At 68.6% G+C, this 16212-nt stretch carries 13 protein-coding genes; 5 read left to right on the top strand and 8 right to left on the bottom strand.

Translation table 11 applies throughout. From position 1 onward, the window contains the following. Window positions 1-29 precede the first annotated feature (29 nt). From ACFU5K_RS03810 to ACFU5K_RS03800, 3 genes are all read right to left on the bottom strand, one after another. A complete protein-coding gene (locus ACFU5K_RS03810; protein WP_384056357.1) occupies window positions 30-800 on the bottom strand; it encodes a YidC/Oxa1 family membrane protein insertase in 771 nt (256 codons plus the stop codon). An 82-nt stretch (window positions 801-882) separates the two neighbouring features. Then, on the bottom strand, window positions 883-1215 hold the full coding sequence (locus ACFU5K_RS03805; protein ID WP_384056355.1) for a DUF6412 domain-containing protein: 333 nt from the start codon (window positions 1213-1215) through the stop codon (window positions 883-885). 43 nt (window positions 1216-1258) lie between these two features. Next, entirely contained in the window at window positions 1259-1792 is a 534-nt protein-coding gene (locus tag ACFU5K_RS03800; protein ID WP_384056352.1) for a winged helix-turn-helix transcriptional regulator, read from the bottom strand. A gap of 123 nt (window positions 1793-1915) precedes the next feature. Between ACFU5K_RS03800 and ACFU5K_RS03795 the strand changes: the two genes are divergently transcribed. Together ACFU5K_RS03795 and ACFU5K_RS03790 are read left to right on the top strand one after the other, a co-directional pair. Continuing rightward, window positions 1916-3313, top strand: a complete 1398-nt coding sequence (locus ACFU5K_RS03795) for an MFS transporter (protein WP_384056349.1) — start codon at window positions 1916-1918, stop codon at window positions 3311-3313. A 127-nt stretch (window positions 3314-3440) separates the two neighbouring features. Next, entirely contained in the window at window positions 3441-4448 is a 1008-nt protein-coding gene (locus tag ACFU5K_RS03790; protein ID WP_384056347.1) for an SEC-C domain-containing protein, read from the top strand. 49 nt (window positions 4449-4497) lie between these two features. Here ACFU5K_RS03790 and ACFU5K_RS03785 read toward each other — a convergent pair whose 3' ends face one another. Both ACFU5K_RS03785 and ACFU5K_RS03780 read right to left on the bottom strand, forming a co-directional pair. After that, a complete protein-coding gene (locus tag ACFU5K_RS03785) occupies window positions 4498-4791 on the bottom strand; it encodes an ATP-binding protein (protein WP_384056374.1) in 294 nt (97 codons plus the stop codon). Then, the gene (locus ACFU5K_RS03780) at window positions 4758-6071 is read right to left on the bottom strand and encodes a PP2C family protein-serine/threonine phosphatase (protein ID WP_384056344.1); all 1314 of its coding nucleotides are present in this window, start codon (window positions 6069-6071) and stop codon (window positions 4758-4760) included. The genes ACFU5K_RS03785 and ACFU5K_RS03780 overlap by 34 nt, the downstream gene beginning before the upstream one ends. A gap of 969 nt (window positions 6072-7040) precedes the next feature. Here ACFU5K_RS03780 and ACFU5K_RS03775 point away from each other — a divergent pair. The 3 genes from ACFU5K_RS03775 to ACFU5K_RS03765 are packed head-to-tail and all read left to right on the top strand — an operon-like array spanning window position 7041 to window position 12047. Continuing rightward, window positions 7041-8570, top strand: a complete 1530-nt coding sequence (locus ACFU5K_RS03775) for an ATP-binding protein (RefSeq protein WP_384056341.1) — start codon at window positions 7041-7043, stop codon at window positions 8568-8570. A 58-nt stretch (window positions 8571-8628) separates the two neighbouring features. Beyond that, on the top strand, window positions 8629-11559 hold the full coding sequence (locus tag ACFU5K_RS03770) for a Z1 domain-containing protein (RefSeq protein ID WP_384056338.1): 2931 nt from the start codon (window positions 8629-8631) through the stop codon (window positions 11557-11559). A 29-nt stretch (window positions 11560-11588) separates the two neighbouring features. Further along, complete coding sequence (locus ACFU5K_RS03765) at window positions 11589-12047, top strand: very short patch repair endonuclease (RefSeq protein ID WP_384056335.1); 459 nt, start codon at window positions 11589-11591, stop codon at window positions 12045-12047. A 21-nt stretch (window positions 12048-12068) separates the two neighbouring features. Here ACFU5K_RS03765 and ACFU5K_RS03760 read toward each other — a convergent pair whose 3' ends face one another. The 3 genes from ACFU5K_RS03760 to ACFU5K_RS03750 form a co-directional block, all read right to left on the bottom strand. Further along, entirely contained in the window at window positions 12069-13277 is a 1209-nt protein-coding gene (locus tag ACFU5K_RS03760) for a DNA cytosine methyltransferase (protein ID WP_384056332.1), read from the bottom strand. Between the two features lie 353 nt (window positions 13278-13630). Further along, window positions 13631-14233: a protein NO VEIN domain-containing protein gene (locus tag ACFU5K_RS03755; RefSeq protein ID WP_384056372.1), complete on the bottom strand. Its 603-nt coding sequence runs from the start codon at window positions 14231-14233 to the stop codon at window positions 13631-13633. Window positions 14234-14384: 151 nt separating this feature from the next. Continuing rightward, window positions 14385-16211, bottom strand: a complete 1827-nt coding sequence (locus ACFU5K_RS03750; protein ID WP_384056329.1) for a DEAD/DEAH box helicase — start codon at window positions 16209-16211, stop codon at window positions 14385-14387. Window position 16212 lies beyond the last annotated feature (1 nt).

The raw sequence follows: 16212 nt of genomic DNA, 5'->3' as shown, positions 1-16212 counted from the left end.
GGTCCATCTCCCCTTGGTCGAGGTCTCGCTCAGACGGCGGGGGCGAGCGCGGCCTCGGGTACCGGGACGACGCGGTAGAGGTAGGCCCTCTCGATGGCGGTCCAGGTGGTGCTGGTGACGATGTACAGCGCGGCGGCGAGCGGGACGAAGGCCACCGAGAAGAGCGTCAGGAACGACATCAGCGGCATGACCTTCGTCATCGCGCCCATGCCGGGTACGGGCTGTCCGTCCGGGCCCGTGGCCGGCGTGACCGGGTTGGCGGCCATCTGGCGCTTGGTCCGGCCGTAGTTGAAGGTCGCGACGGCGGCGACGATCACGAAAAGCGCGACGTAGACCAGTCCCTGCCCGCCGAAGGGCCCGCCGTGCGCGAGGGCGTCGTGCCAGCGCTCGCCGAGCGGGGCACCGAGGAGCTCGTGGCCGAGCAGCGAATTGGGGTCGCCGCCGATCTTCTGGCTGGAGAAGAGGTGGTAGAGCAGGAAGAACGCGGGCATCTGGAGCAGGCTCGGCAGGCAGCCGGAGAGCGGGGAGACCTTCTCCTGCGCGTGGAGCTCCATGAGCGCCTTCTGCATCTTGTCGGGGCTCTTCGCGTGCTTCTTGCGTAGTTCGGCGATCTGCGGCTGGAGCTTGGTGCGGGCCTTCTGGCCGCGCGCCGCCGCCCGTGACAGGGGGTGGACGGCGAGCCGCACCAGTGCGGTGAACAGGATGATCGCGGCGGCCGCCGACGCGTGGTGGAAGAGCGGCTGGAGCAGGTCGGCGAACGCGCCGACCAGGCTCGCGAAGGCGGACATGAATGCGGACATGGGTGAGCCCTCCGGGGGTCTCGTCGTGCCGGGATGTCTGGAACTCGGCAGGACGAACCGCGCAGAGGGTGGGGAAGGGTCTCTACGCGGCCGTCAGGAGGGCGGCCCCGGGCGCTCGGGGCCTGCGACGCCCTCGGGCGTCGGGGTCCCGTTGCGGCAGGAACGCGGTGCGCTTCTCGCGGTCGCGCATGGCCGTACGCACTCTCGTGCGGGGTACGGGGCAGGCGCAGCGGGCGCTGATGACGGAGCAGACGACGAGTGCCGAGCCGGCGGCCGCGGTGGCCGCGAGCGCGACGGCGGCGGAGAGGCTGCCGCCCTCGGCGAGGAGGACCTCGGCGACGAAGAGGACCAGGAAGGCGGCGGGACGGAGCAGGCGGGCGACCCCGCGGCGCACACGGTTCATGTCGTCGCCCATCGTCCCTCCCGTTCACTTCGCGGCCGTCGGTGTCCTCCAGCCGTTATACACGATCGGTGTCCAGCGGCTTGAGCAGCCGCCGGGGAGCGAGCAGGGCCCGGTCGACGGCGTCGTCGGGGTCGGGGTCCAGCCCGGCGCCGGGCCGCATCTCCACGTCCTCGGGCGGTACGCCGATGCCGCCGCAGGCCGGGCACTGGCCCAACGCGCCGAGCGGCGTCCCGCAGGCGGCGTGGTGGAAGTAACGCATGGGCGGCGTCCCCTCGAAGTGCTCGCGGCCCCAGAGGCCGAGGGAGCGCAAGATGGGCCAGAGGGCCTTGCCCCGGTCCGTGAGGACGTACTCCTCGCGGGGCGGCGAATCCTGGTAGCGGCGTTTCGCCAGGACGCCGGCCTCGGTGAGCGCCTGGAGGCGGGAGGCGAGGACGGCACGCGGGATGCCGAGGTGGCTCAGGAAGTCGTTGTAGCGGCGTAAGCCGTAGAAGGCGTCGCGCACGACGAGCAGTGTCCAGCGCTCACCGACCACTTCAAGCGCGCGGGCGATGGAGCACTGCTGTGCGGCGTAGTCCTTGCCGAGGGCCATGGGAGCACATTACCCGCATTCATTGAATGAACCCTGGCGTGCTAGCGTCGCACCTCCAGTCGATTCATTCATCGAACTTAGCCGTGAACGTGGTCACCATGCGGGCCCTTCCGGAGGGACGTCATGACCCAGCAGTCCGCACAGGCCGGCCCCGCCGCCGCCCCCCGGCCGGCCCGCCCGCCGCACCGGCCTGGCGCTACCCTCGCGGTCACCAGCGCGGCCACGACCGTCGCGCTGATGAACTTCACCGCGCCGACGGCCGCCCTCCCCACCCTCACCACCGCCTTCTCCACCCCGCCCTCCGCCCAGGCATGGCTGCTCAACGGGACCCCGCTGGGTCTCGCCGTCGTCCTGCTCGTCGCGGGCAGCCTCGCCGACGACTTCGGACGCCGCCGGATCTTCCTCATCGGGACCCTGGGCCTCGGCGTCACCGCCGGGCTCGGCGCCCTGACCACGGACACCCTCGGATTCACCCTCGCCCGGGCGGGCCAGGGCGCCGCGAGCGCGGCGATCCTGGCCACCAGCCTCGGCCTGCTGGTCGGCGCGTATCCGGTCGGCCACGCGAGGATCAGGGCGATGGGCGTCTGGGGCGCGTTCGTCAGCGCCGGAATAGCGCTCGGCCCGCTGCTGTCGGCCTCGCTCGGCGCCGTCGACTGGCGGCTGACCTATCTCGCGCTGGGCGCCGGCGCCCTCGTCACCGGCGCCTTCGCCTTCCGCAAGCTCACGGAGTCCCGCAGCCCCCGCACCGGCCGCCCCGACCTGCTGGGCGCCGCCGTACTCGGACTGGCGATGACGGCGCTGCTGACCGCGCTCACCCTCGGCAGGGACGGCTGGCTGCGCGCACCCGTCGGCCTGCTGCTGCTCGCGACACTGGCCCTGACCGCCGCGTTCGCAGCGGTGGAGCGCCGGGCCGCCGCCCCGCTGATCGACCTGGGGCTGTTCCGCAGCCGCGCCTTCCTGGCAGCGGCGGCCGGCGGACTGTTCACGGGGCTCGCCGTGATCGGCCTCTTCAGTTACCTGCCCACCCTGCTCCAGCACTCGCTCTCCCTCACCGCGCTCGACTCGGCCTGGCTGCTCCTGCTCTGGTCGGGCACAGCGTTCGCGGTGGCACTGCAGGCCCGGCGCCTGGCCGGCCGGGTGTCCGCCCGCCACCAGCTGGCGGCCGGCTTCGCACTGCACGCGGTGGCGGTGCTGCCGATCCTCGGGGTCCTGACCGGCACACCGGGCAGCCCTTCCGGGTCCGTGTGGCTGCGCCTCGTCCCGGCCCTGGTCGTCGCGGGCGTCGGCAGTGGCCTGATGAACGCAGCGCTGCCCCGCCTCGCCGTCGAGTCCGTGCCCCCGGACCGGGCGGCCATGGGCTCGGGGGCCAACAACACGGCCCGCTACCTCGGCTCCTCGGCCGGTGTGGCCTTGACGATCGCGGTGGCGGCCACTCCGGGCGGCGCGGACAGGGCGGTCCTGCTGTCGGCCGGCATGGCGGTCGTGGCCGTGGCGGCCGTCCTGTTCCTGCGGGAGCGCTGAGCGTCCCCGGTCCCAGGCCCGGGCCCCGGGAAGCGCCTGAACGTTTCCCCGGCGGCCTTCCGCCCTTCACCGCCGCTCCAGCACACTCCCTCTCACCTCGCCCCCGTCCCGCAGTACCGTGTGGTCCATGCGCCCCGACACGCCTGCCGAACACACCACCGAAGCCGAGCGCCTGCTGCGCACCGCGGCGCAGTACCCCGAGGACCACGAACCGCTGTTCCTCCAGGCAGCGGCCCATCTGGAGCTCGCCGGGGACCGCGCCCGCGCGACCACCCTCTACGACGAACTGCTCGGTTCGCCCGACATCGCCGTCGAGAAGCCGCACCTGGTCAAAGCTCTCAAGGCCTCCAACCTGTGGGAGTACGGCCACGAGGCGGAGGCCCGCGCGATCATCGACGGCATCCGCGCGGCCGGTCCGCTCGACGCGGCACCGTGGGAGATCGCCGCGGAGACCCTCGAAGCGCACGACGAGCTGGAGTCCGCCCACGACTTCTTCTCGACGGCGCTGACCCTGCTGATCGCACCCGGGGAGGATGTCCCCTACGCGACACAGTCCCTGCTCATCGGACGGCACCGGGTGCGCAGGCTGATGGGCGTCGGCCACGACGCCTGGGACGAACTGGCCGACACACTGCACACGGCGGCCGTCCCGCTGGACGAGCTGCACGACCCGAAGCGCCTCTGGGCCCTCGGCTCGTCCGACCCGAGTGAGCTGCAGGCCGAGATCAACCGGCTGCGCGCCGAACTGGGCACCTACCGCACGGCGTTGTCCCGGCCGTTCCCCGTCGCGGTGCTGCGCTGGCCGGCGGCGGAACTGCGCGAGCTCTTGGCGGCATACCCGGAGCTGGCGCAGGAGTACCTCTCGCACGAGGACCATCTGGCGCGTCTGGAGGCCGCGTTGCGGGACCTGCACGCGGCGGGCACGCCGAACCTCGGCATCGTGACGGGCACGGTCCCCTCGTACGAGGCGTTCGCCGCGTCGGAGGCCGCCTCGCCCTCCGACCCGGACCTCCTCCCCCAGTACGCCACGACGCTGGCGGCCCGCGGCCGCGCCGTCCCGTGGCCCCCCGCGCGCAGCGCGGCCTGCTGGTGCGGCTCGGAGCGCGCGTACCGGGAGTGCCACGGGGCCGGCTGAGCGCGAGGACAAGGCCCGGTAGGGCGGACACGTCCCGGGAGGTCCGCCGTCAGGCGCCGCCCTCCCGAAGCGACTGCTCGGACCAGACGGTCTTGCCGTCGGCGGCGTACCGGGTGCCCCACAGCGAGGCGAGGTGGGACATGATGAAGAGCCCGCGGCCTCCCTCGTCCACGGCTCCGGCGTACTTCATGTACGGCGCGGTGGTGCTGCCGTCCCGGATCTCGCAGATCAGTCCCCGGTCGAGGATCAGCCGCAGGACCACCGGCGGGCTGCCGTACCGCACGGCGTTGGTCACGAGTTCGCTGACGATCAGTTCGGTCGCGTCCCCGGTCTCGTCCTCGATGTGCCAGTCGGTGAGCGTCTTGGACGCGAGGCGCCGCGCGGTCGCGGGGGCGGTCTTGTCGTAGGGCAGTTCCCAGGCGGCGTACCGCTCCGCGGGCATGGCGTGGGTCCGGGCCAGGAGCAGCGCGGCGCCCCGGAGGTCGACGCTGTCCGGCAAGGCGCGGGTGACGGCGTCGCACAGGTCCGGTCCGCGGTCCCGAGCGGGGGCCCCACGGGCAGGCCCACCACGAAGGCCGCACCGTCCGGTTCGACGACGAGTGGCGCGGGGTGGCCTGCGGACGCCACGGTGCACTTCTCGGTGAACGGGTCGTACACGGCGTACGCGCAGGTCGCGGCCAGCGGTTCACGGTGGAGCGGGTCGCTCTGCGGCAGGTGGGTGCGTTCCTCGGCCAGCCGTGCCGCGGTGTCGTACAGCCGCGCCAGGAGCTCGTCGGGCTCCAGGTCCAGTGCCGCGAGGGCGTGGACGACCGTACGCAACTGCCCCATGGTGGTCGCCGCGTAGATCCCGCGATCGCCCACCTCCCCGATGACGAGGGCCGTGCGTGCCCCGGACAGGGCGATCGTGTCGAACCAGTTGCCGGCTCCCCCGCCGGACAGCAGCAGGTGGTCGCTCTCGACGGCGGGCTGGGGCGCCGGGCTCTGGGGCAGCAGCCTGCGCTGGAGGGCGCTGGCGATGGTGTACTCGTGCACGTACCTGCGGGCGTTGTCGATGCCGAGGGCGGCACGGGACGCCATCGCGAGGGCCGCGGGCAGGTCCTCCTCGGTGAACGGCTCGGAGTCCCCGCACCGGTAGAGCGTCAGCAGCCCCAGCACCGCTCCGTGCACCGTCAGCGGCGCCACGAGGAGGGTGTGGGCCCGGAAGCGGCGGATGGAACCCGCCCGTGCGGGGTCGGCGTCGGCCCAGGTGAGGTCGTCCAGGGGAAGGACCCGGGCCCGCAGGTCGGAGACGGCCCGCTGGTAGGGCGTGCCGTACGGCACCGCGCGGATGTCGCCGATCGGGTGGGCGGCCTCGTTGTAGCCCCTGTAGGCGGCGCGTCTGAGCAGCACGTCGGGATCGAGCGGCCCGGACTGCGGCGTCTCCCCGCGCAGGACGTCGTCGACGACCTCGACCACGCCCACATCCGCGTAGCCGGGGACCAGCGCGTTGACGAGGTCGCGACAGGTGGCCTCGACGTCGAGCGTGCGGCCCACGGAGTCGCGGACCGCGACGAGAGCCGCGTCCCGCTCCCGGCGCCGCACCCGGTCGCTGACGTCGGCCACGGCGACGGCGGCCCCCAGCACCCTGCCAGGCGGGCCCCCTGCCGCCTCCCGCGCCCTTCCTGGAGCCGGAACGCCGTCAGGGCGAGGGTGCGCGATCCGCCCACCACCACGTCGGGCCGGGCCCGGAACGGCTGCTCGACACCGGGTACGCCGGTGCGTATGACCTCTCGCACGAAAGCCTCGACCCGGTCCGGTTCCTCGAAGTCGCACACGGCGCGAAACGGCCGCCCGCGCAGCCGTACGGTGTCCTCCGCCTCGGCTGCGGGGTCGCTGACCCGAAGGACGTCGAGGTCGGGGTCGAGTACGTGGAACCGTCCCCGTGCCTGGGCGAACACCACGTCCAGCAGTGCCGTCCCGACCGCGTCGCCGGCCGCGCCGCCGTCCTCACCCCGTGCGGCCTCCCAGAAGGCCCAGTCCGATCCGGCGAGGGGCTCCAGCCGCAGCCCGGAAGAAGCGTCGCCCTCACCGGCCGCGCGAACGGTGTCCTTGGCCAGTACGTCCATGACGTGCAGCCCGAGCGCGTCGGCGGTCGCGGGGCCGAAGCGCCGCTCGGCCGCCCGGCTCCACCCGGTGACCAATCCGGCGCCGTCCACCACCATCAGGGGCGCATCAGTCATGAAGCAAGCTCCTTAGCCCCCTCGCGGAGCCCGGGACGGACCTCCGCACTCGACGACCCGTACCGAACCAGCATCAGCCCCCTCCCCGGCGTCCGCTACCGGAGGACGGGTCGGATCGCGGGCGGCTGCGCCTCCCGGCGCGCGGCCCGCTTCGCCCTGGTTGCCCTCTGCCAGTTTCGGCCTGGCGGGGGTACGGGACGGGGGTGGGGGCGGGTTGCGCGGCGGACGGCCCGGTAGCCGGGTATCAGCCGTTGGCCGGATTCACCGGGGATTCCCCTATGTCTCACCTTTGCAATACGATCACATTCAACTTTTCAGCTCCGGGCCATCCACCCCCACGCAGGCCCCGCTCCGTCTGTGCGAGGAAGCCCTCATGCCGCCCTATCAACCGTCCTCGGAATGGCAGTACGAGATCCCGACGACCGGAAGCAAGCGCCTTCCGCCGGCGCCTCGTTACGTCGCATCGCTGTCGCACCAGGGGTACGGCTTCGAAGCGGCGATCGCCGACCTCGTCGACAACTCCATCGACGCGGGTGCGCGCAACGTCGTCATCAGTTTCCTGCGCGACGAAGACCGTCTGGTCAGCCTCCTGGTCGTCGACGACGGGCAGGGCATGAACGACGAGTCGCTCGACACCGCCATGACGGTGGGCGGCCGGCAGGAGTACGGGCAGGACGCGCTCGGCCACTTCGGCGCGGGCCTCAAGGCCGCGTCCCTCTCCCACGCCGATTCGCTCACGGTCATCAGCCGCACCAAGCGCAGCGCCGCGACCGGCCGCCGGTGGCTGACGGCGCGCGCCCAGGCCGACTTCACCTGCGACATCGTGGATCCCGGCTACTGCCAGGACCTGGTCGACCGGTACGACGGACTGATCGAATGGCACGGCACCATCGTCCGCTGGGACAAGGTCCGGGCTTTCGACACGGTCACCGCCGGGCAGGCCGACCGCTATCTCGACGACGCGATCGAGAAGCTGGAGACCCACCTGGGACTTCACCTGCACCGCTTCCTGGCCGACGGCGCGTTCAACGTAGACATCGTGGTCGAGGACGTGGCGACCAAGGAGGAGCTGGACCACCGCGGCGTCGAGCCGATCGACCCCTTCGGCTACCGCGTCCCGGGCCGGGCCGGTTACCCGCGCACGTACACCGCTCCCGTCGAAGGGGTCGGCGAGGTGGCGCTGACCGCGCACATCTGGCAGCCGAAATCCCCGCTGGTCAGTTTCCGCGGGATCGGACCGCTCGCCGAGCGGCAGGGCTTCTACATCTACCGCAACAACAGGCTCGTTCAGGCCGGTGGCTGGAACAGCACCCGCAGCGCCGAGGGACATCTGGCGCTGGCCCGTATCGCCATCGACCTGCCGGCGGAGGCGAACGACGTCTTCAGCCTCACGGTCAAGAAGGACGGCGTGACGGTCACCCCCGCCTTCGCCCGAGGGCTCGAACAGGCGACGGACACGTCCGGGCACACTTTCGCCGAGTACGTCCAGGAGGCGCTGACGACGTACCGGGATGCCGCCAAGCGGGTCACCGAGGTGACACGCGACGCTGTCATTCCAGCCGGCAAGGGGCTCGAACCGAAACTACGGCGGACCCTGCGGGACGAGCTGCCGGAGCTGGAGGGAGAGGAACCGATCACCTTCCGCTGGGCGTCCCTGGGCCAGGACCTGTTCTTCGAACTCGACCGCGACGCACGTGAGGTCAGACTGAACAAGACGTACCGATCGGCCTTCAACGGCGGGCGCAGAGGTGGCCTCAACGACGCTCCGGTCGTGAAGAGCATGCTTTATCTCATGGTCGAGGAGATCTTCCGGAAGTCACGGGTCCGGGCCACGCGGGCCGACAAGATCGCCCTGTGGAACAGCGTCCTCGTGACAGCGGCCCGCTGCGAAATGACCCGCTGACCCCTGCCGCTTCCCACTCCTGCCACGCCTCCGACGTCTCCGAGAAAGCCGTTTCTCCATGACCGACCACCTGTTCAACCTGCACGGCGACGTCCTGGGGGCCATGCGCCGCGGACCGAAGGCATTCGCGAAGCTGGCCTTCGTACTCTCGGAGGCCGAGGAGCCCGCCGACACCGACCTCGGCCACTTCCGCGACCGCATCGTCGCGGCCGGCCCGGGCGACGAACTCATCGTCCTGTGGCACCGCACCCTGACCGGCTGGGACCTGACGGAACGGGCGGACTGGTCGGATGCGCCGCCGCGGACGGACGCCCGGCGGACGGCCACGTACGACCGCCTCGGCTTCGGCGCGGACCTGCGCAAGGCCCTGGACGAGGCTGTGCCGGTGTTCAAGGAGCCCGGGGCCACTGTCATCAGCAAGGAGTTCACGTCCTGGTACTCCAGGGACACGGCCGCCGCCCGGTCGTTCTACTGGAACTCCTACGAGCAGATGCTGCGCCGCAAGGGCTGGTCGGACGAGGCTGTCTCGAGCCTGGACGAGGCCAGCCACGCGGTGGTCGAGCGTCTCTCCGATCCCACCCGTACGGAGGCCTACGGGGCCCGGGGACTGGTCGTCGGCTACGTCCAGTCGGGCAAGACCGCCAACTTCACGGGGGTCACGGCCAAGGCCATCGACGCGGGCTACCGTCTGGTCATCGTCCTCGGCGGCACCCTGAACCTCCTGCGTGACCAGACCCAGCGCCGCCTGGACATGGAACTGATCGGCCAGGAGAACATCCTGCGCGGCGTGGACCCGTCGGACACAGACGCGCTGATCGGTGTCGACTACCAGGACGACGAGGACTGGCCGTCGAAGTTCGTCAGCCATGGCGCACGACCCTCGACGCTCGGCTTCTTCGACATCGAGCGATTCACCACACGCGGCACGGACTACCTGGGCCTCCAGAGTGGCATCCGCGCCCTGGAGTTCGAGAAGCAGGTCCGCACGCAGCCGCTGTACGACCCGGACAACCTGCATCATGCCGCTGCGCGCGTGATGGTCGTCAAAAAGAACAAGTTCGTCCTGGACAAGCTCATCAAGGATCTGAAGAAGATCGGACCGATCCTCGCCGAGATCCCGGCACTGATCATCGACGACGAGTCGGACCAGGCATCGGTGAACACGACGAACCCCAAGACGTGGGAGGGTGGCAAGGTCGACCGCAAGGCGATCAACGGCCAGATCTCCCAGCTCCTCGGCCTCCTGCCCAGAGCCCAGTACGTCGGCTACACCGCGACGCCGTTCGCCAACGTGTTCGTCGATCCCGGCGACGAGGAGGACATCTTCCCTCGCGACTTCCTGGTGTCGCTGCCCCGCCCCACCGGTTACATGGGTGTGCAGGACTTCCACGACCTGGATTCCGAGGGCACCGCCGAGGAAACGCACGTACGTGGCATCTACGACAGCACCGGTGACCGCCTTCAGGAGGCACTGGACGCCTTCGTACTCACCGGAGCCCTGAAGCTCTACCGAGCGGATCGCGGCCTGCCCGAAGAGCCGTTCCGCCACCACACGATGCTCGTCCACGAGTCCGTACAGCAGCGGGAGCACGCGGCGCTCGCCCTGCGCATCAACTCGATGTGGCACCGGTCCGCCTACACGGGGCAGGAAGGCCACAGCCGTCTCGCGACACTTCTGGACGCGGACTTCCGGAGGAATGCGACCGAGGACCTGCCCACCCCCTCCTCGTACGACGAACTGAAGCCCTACGTCTCCCGCGCCCGCCAGTTGATCAACTCGGGCGGCGAACCGGTGATCATCGTCAACGGCGCCACCGACCGCGACTACGAGCAGCCCGAGCTCGACTTCGACCGCACGCCGCACGTGTGGAAGATCCTGGTCGGCGGCACAAAACTCGCCCGCGGCTTCACGGTGGAGGGCCTCACGGTCACGTACTACCGCCGTACCACCCAACAGGCCGACACCATGATGCAGATGGGCCGCTGGTTCGGCTTCCGCCCCGGCTACCGGGACCTGGTCCGCCTGTACATCGGCCGCGAGGAACCGATGGGCAAGGGGAAGACCGTCGACCTCTACGAAGCCTTCGAGGCGATCTGCCGCGACGAGGAGACCTTCCGCGCCCAGCTCACCCGCTACGCGACTCTGGTGGACGGCAAGCCCCAGGTCACCCCAGCCCAGATCCCGCCGCTGGTCTCCCAGCACCTGTCCTGGCTCAAGCCGGCTGCCCGGAACAAGATGTTCAACGCGGAGCTGGTGGAGATCCGCTCGCCGGGGCAGTGGGTGGAGCCGACGGCGTACCCGACCGGTGCGGCGGACCTGCGGCACAACGCGGAAGTCTGGCTGCCTGCGCTTGAGAAATTGAGCCAGGACATCTCCGTGTTCGTCACGCTCTCCGACGACGACCGGGGCGGATACACCCGCTACCCAGCCAAGACGTCGGTCCTCAGCCACGCCCAGTTGCTCGGCATCATGAGCAGCCTTGCATGGGGTCGGCCAGACCTCTTCGCTCCTAACCTGGCCTATCTCAAGGACTCCAGCGACGCTGGCTGTGCTACCGACGACTGGATGTTGATCCTTCCCCAGACCTCCGGACCGACAAGCGTCGAAGCCAGCATCCTCGGCAGCCAGCCCGTCACCCTGGTACAGCGCCAGCGGAACTCACGCGGCGTGTTCAACCGCATCTCAGGTGTGGCCCACCGCCAGTCCGCTGAGCGTATCGCCGGCCTTCGCCCGCTGAGCGATGACGACCCGTTCTCGTCTCAGCTCTATCAGCCGCGCCGCGGAGCAGTACTGCTGTACCCCGTAGTCGACCCTGATCTCGGCAATCCGGCAGGTCTTGTAACTGACCGCAGTATCGATCCGGCCAAGCTGGTGCTGGCAGTGGCATTCATCCCGGCTGCCAGCGCCGCAGGGAAGTCGGTACCGTACGTTCGCTTCCGCGCGGTCGACTCGTCCCGCCGCGGCGAAGCGACTATTGATGTGCCATGACAATAATTCTCGCTCTGGAGTGACTCCCGTTGTCTGATCCCACAGACTGGTCCCCGCCAGACGGTTCGTGGGCCTCCTCTGCCGCACGCAGGAGGAACATGCAGGCAATTCGCAGCCGCGATACGCGGCCGGAGCGGCTCATCCGGCGGCTCGTACACGCAAACGGCCTGCGGTACCGAGTCGCTGCCAGACCGTTGCCGGAACTTCGCCGGACGGCAGACCTGGTCTTCCGTCCGGCGAAGGTGGCCGTATTCATCGACGGCTGTTATTGGCACGGCTGCCCCGAGCACTACGTCGCTCCCAAGACCAACCCCGGCTACTGGTCAGACAAAGTGGCCCGGAATATGGCTCGGGACCGCGATACCGACAAGCACCTGGCCGAGGCGGGCTGGCTAGTCCTGCGCTTCTGGGAGCACCAGGACTCAGGCGCGTGCGCTCTCACGATCGTCGGCACTGTCCGCGAGCGCCGACGCCGCCTGAACAAGTAGAACGGCCTTCGGGTCAGACCTTCAGCGGTCGCGCTCCTGGGCAGCCCGCAGCACCTCGGCGATAGCCTTGCCCACTGCGGCGGCGACGGGCGGCGGGAACGCGTTGCCGACCTGCCGGTACTGTGCCGTCTTGCCACCAGAAAACTTCCAGTCGCTCGGGAACCCCTGAATAATCGCGGCCTGCTCGACCGTGAGCATGGGCCCGGTGTCCCGGAAAAGGTCCCTGTCCTGGCTCTTCTTCTTCACGCTCTCGTCATGCGAGTTGGCAACACCAACCCCCGAGACCCCCAGCAGCGCCCAGGCGGCCTTCGCCCGGCTCGGCCCGAGGTCCGCACCGCCGTGCTTCTTCGAACCACCAACCAGCGTGGGCGCAACACCAGCGTCTTTCTTGCTCTCGGCCTTTTGCGCCTTCTCCTTCCACTGGCTAAGCCGCTGTTCCGCCAGGCGTGCCACATCTCCACCCATTTTCAGATACGGCGCATACCTGAGATTCATGGACTCCTCAAGTGCCATGAAGACACTCCTGGGACTCTCCGTAGCGGTGGGCCACACAAATTTGGTGTTTCCCAGCACGTCCTTGCGGATGGCCACAAGGACAGCCCTCGGACGCAGCTGAGGCACGCCGAAGTCACTGGCCTCGAGCACTTCCCACTCGCAGACCGTGTAGCCAAGCCCGGCGAAGTCTTCTTCGATGCCCGTCACTGGATGCCTGGCCAGGCCGCCTTCAAGACGCGCCTTAATGTAAGTGCGATACTCTTCGAATTTCGCGTCTTTAATTCCGCGAACGTTCTCAATCATCACCGCTTTAGGGTGAAGCTCATCAGCCAGCTCAAGAATCCGAGGGAAAAGATCACGCTCATCATCCTTCCCCAACTGCTTGCCAGCGTGCGAGAAGGGAGGGCATGGAACGCCACCAGCAAGAAGGTCGAGATCCCCTCGAGCGAGCGGCTTTCCGAGGTATTCTTGAACTTTTCTCACGTCAGATTTGCGACGCTCATCGCGGGGAATCGGGGAGAAATCGTTTACGTCGCCAGAAATGACGTCGCAGTACTTCCTTTCCCAGCTCCACTCCTCCAGGCTGCCAATGTTTCCCCGAAGAGTCTCCGCAGCATGCGGGTCGATTTCTACAAGCGCCAGGTGCTTGAAACCGGCCTGATGAAGGCCGATAGCCTGCCCTCCGGCCCCCGCGCAGATCTCGATTGAGGTCAACACGTCATAGCTGGGACCCATCGGGTCCTCCTGGTGGGGCTCGAGGCCCATCGGCTCAGGCTCCTCTTCGTACGGTTGGTTGGCGGAAAGCAGGTCCCGTCGAGCCGAACCCACAGGCGGGCCAAGCACCGGCCCGCAAGCAACCGCTTCGGTTCAGAGTTGACACGCGATAGGCGCAGAGCCTACCCGGGCCGAACGCCAGAGCGTCGGCCCAAGGGGACACCGGCCCGCAGCACCGCGCCTGGGCAAAGCATCAACGCACGGCGGCACAGCAGACACAGGAGACCGGCCGATCATCAGTGTATTCGAACAAGCAATCCATTTTTCTGTTCTGGAGTCATCTGGCAGCCCGGCAGCGGCCGTCAGGTGCCGACTCAGCGAGACACCAGCGGTGACAGCTGGAACGCCCAGACGGGACAACCCGGCAACAGCTCTTCTGGCAGCAACACCCACTCCTCGGTAGCCAGGCCTGGTGTGAGGGCGGAAGCCGGAACCGTCAAGCGCGCAGACTCCCAGCGGCCACCCCTCCCCTGGTCTGCGGGAACAGCCGAGTGGAGCCACCCTCGGTCCACGGTGGCGACGCTCGCCGCGTTCCCATCACGGCCGACTAGAACTGCGGCCAGACACCAATCGGCATCGGCCGTCATAACCTCGTATTCATGACGCGTCAGGTGAACCACCAGACGCGTCGGGTCTGTGGTGGCCTTGACCTCGATGTGCGCGCGCTCAGACACGGACCAGGCAGCCTCTATGTCGTATCCGTAAGCGTCTGACTCCACAGCCACGTGCCTGACGTGCGGCACTCCGCCCTGCCGCAAGAGCCGAAGCAGCGCCTGCTCGCCAGCCGCTCCGACGATCCTCTTCGCATCTTCAGCAGCCTGGTTCCACAGCACGCGAGGAACTGCGCCGGCTGTTACGTCATCCCGAGACTCGCCATCGCTTCCGTCGACCACAGGCCGCCCCGCCGCAGTCACCATGCCCATACGCCTGAGCCACGAAAGGCCTTCGGCGTACTGCGCTGGCGTGAGATCCGCATACCGCGGATGGTTCGCAAAGAGCACCCGTACCCGCGGAACCTCAGCCACCCGCAACTCACTGAGCCAGCGCAGCGCAGCGCGGCGCGTTGACTCAGTGGCCAGCGACTGCATCGACGTGATTCAGCAACGCGCGAACATCCGCCATATCCATGCCTGCCGCTCCGGACGGCTCATCCTCAAGGTCGCCCAACTGCTGCACAGAGGGGTCATCGAGGATCCGCCCCATGAATTCGAGCTTCTCCTCAAGCCTCATCGCCACCACTTCATCAATCGTGCCCTCGACCGCGAGCACAGTGACGCGTGTCTCAGTATCAGGCGCCAGTCCGAGCCGGTGAATGCGGTCCAGACTCTGGAGGAACCGGCCAGCCATGAAGTCACGATCCACGTACACAGCGTCGTGGCAGACATGGTGGAGGCTGATCCCCTCCCCGAGAGTGGCGGGGTTGGAAAGGAGGACGTGGCAGTCAGGATCCTCGCGGAAGCGCCTGATCTGCTCCTCCCGGTCGGGAGTGCCACCGTGCACCACGGCGGGCTGATATGCCTCGAACAGGCTCTCCATCGTCGTGATACTGCGCACGAAGGTCGTCCAGACCAGGGTCTTCCGCCCCATCGCGGCATTCTTCGCAACGATATTCAGGGCCTCCTTGTACTTGGGAGAAAGTTCGTGCGCCGGAAGGTTCCCCATGAGGGCATACAGCGATTCGCCCTGGGGCACTTCCAGCGGGGGGACCTGGTAAGTCAGCGGCTCATACCGGCTTCCGCCCTCAATGAGCAATGCCGGACTGGTGGCTGCCATGAGAAGGCGAAGCATCGCCTTGCCCAGGGCGTCGAAGTCATCACGCGACGCCTCCGCCCTCGTCGTGAATCGCCCCACCAAGGCGTCGTACACCTCACGATGCAGCTCCGGCATCTTCAGGCGCCGGATACGCGTCTCGAAGGGGGGCAGCCCCAGCTCCTTCTTGGTCGTCCGCGTGAACAACGGCCTCAGTACCGAGCTTGCGTGGGCTAGATCACCACCTGCGACAGCTTGTGTGACCACTCTCCGGCCATGCCCCGGCCAGACAAACGACAGCAGGTTCTCCAGATCACGGGCCCCGTTCGGAGCCGGAGTTCCCGTGAGGATGAGACGTCGCCGGGTCAGCGGCCCAAGCGCCATGCAGGCACTTCCGTACTTTCCCTGAGCCCCGAGCTTCATCCGATGCGCCTCATCGAGAATGATCATGGAAGGCGCACCCCGCAGCCAGGTTGCCAGCGAGGCCAGCGACCTGTCGAGACGCTCGTAATTGACGACCAGGATCTCGGCACTTCCTTCGGGGGTCTTCCCCATGACAGCGGTCCGCGGGGGCTCCTTGAAGCACAGCTCGCCCTCAGTCAGCCACGCCTCGTAGGCCGACTTCGGGCTGACAACCAACAGCCGGCGGACTACGCCACGTTCACGCATCGCTGCGTATACCGCCAGCCCGACCCGGGTCTTTCCAGCCCCAGGAACGCTGAAATTGGCCCCGTGCTGCAGCGACAAGAGCTGACCGATGTCCCGGCGCTGAAACTCCGTGAGGTCGGCACGCCACGTCGGCCCCAGCGCCGACTCCACAGCGCCGCCGGCACCCCACTCCGTGTCCGAGCGAGGTGTCTGAAGTTGCTGCTCAGCTTGATAGGCATCATCCAGTACCTCTCCGACCAGGGCACTCAACTCATCGGCCCAGACAACGGACTCGGGGTGCGGCCAGTCAGCGAGGACGTCGATGCCTACCAGGAAATCATCGAGAGTCAGCTCAAGGGCAAGACGATCGCGCAGTCCGCCGGGGAATCTGGCTGCAAGCCGGTTCAGGTCGCTGCGGCACTGCTCGCTCGCACGCAGCACGGCTTTGGTCCGCGTGACGTCAAAGCCGATATGCAAGGACGATTCTGCAGTCGTCATG

The organism is Streptomyces sp. NPDC057428 (genome assembly GCF_042803195.1).
Classification (GTDB): Bacteria; Actinomycetota; Actinomycetes; order Streptomycetales; family Streptomycetaceae; genus Streptomyces.
The sequence above is the reverse complement of the archived record's forward strand: the minus strand, read 5'-3'. Positions and strand labels throughout refer to the sequence as shown.

What these genes read in the sequence shown, in the direction of transcription:
- ACFU5K_RS03805 (WP_384056355.1), bottom strand. Translation starts at nt 1,215, where the DNA reads ATGGGCGACGACATGAACCGTGTGCGCCGCGGGGTCGCCCGCCTGCTC.
- ACFU5K_RS03790 (WP_384056347.1), top strand. Translation starts at nt 3,441, where the DNA reads ATGCGCCCCGACACGCCTGCCGAACACACCACCGAAGCCGAGCGCCTG.
- ACFU5K_RS03750 (WP_384056329.1), bottom strand. Translation starts at nt 16,211, where the DNA reads ATGACGACTGCAGAATCGTCCTTGCATATCGGCTTTGACGTCACGCGG.
- ACFU5K_RS03795 (WP_384056349.1), top strand. Translation starts at nt 1,916, where the DNA reads ATGACCCAGCAGTCCGCACAGGCCGGCCCCGCCGCCGCCCCCCGGCCG.
- ACFU5K_RS03770 (WP_384056338.1), top strand. Translation starts at nt 8,629, where the DNA reads ATGACCGACCACCTGTTCAACCTGCACGGCGACGTCCTGGGGGCCATG.
- ACFU5K_RS03800 (WP_384056352.1), bottom strand. Translation starts at nt 1,792, where the DNA reads ATGGCCCTCGGCAAGGACTACGCCGCACAGCAGTGCTCCATCGCCCGC.
- ACFU5K_RS03760 (WP_384056332.1), bottom strand. Translation starts at nt 13,277, where the DNA reads ATGGGTCCCAGCTATGACGTGTTGACCTCAATCGAGATCTGCGCGGGG.
- ACFU5K_RS03775 (WP_384056341.1), top strand. Translation starts at nt 7,041, where the DNA reads ATGCCGCCCTATCAACCGTCCTCGGAATGGCAGTACGAGATCCCGACG.
- ACFU5K_RS03810 (WP_384056357.1), bottom strand. Translation starts at nt 800, where the DNA reads ATGTCCGCATTCATGTCCGCCTTCGCGAGCCTGGTCGGCGCGTTCGCC.
- ACFU5K_RS03755 (WP_384056372.1), bottom strand. Translation starts at nt 14,233, where the DNA reads ATGGTGACTGCGGCGGGGCGGCCTGTGGTCGACGGAAGCGATGGCGAG.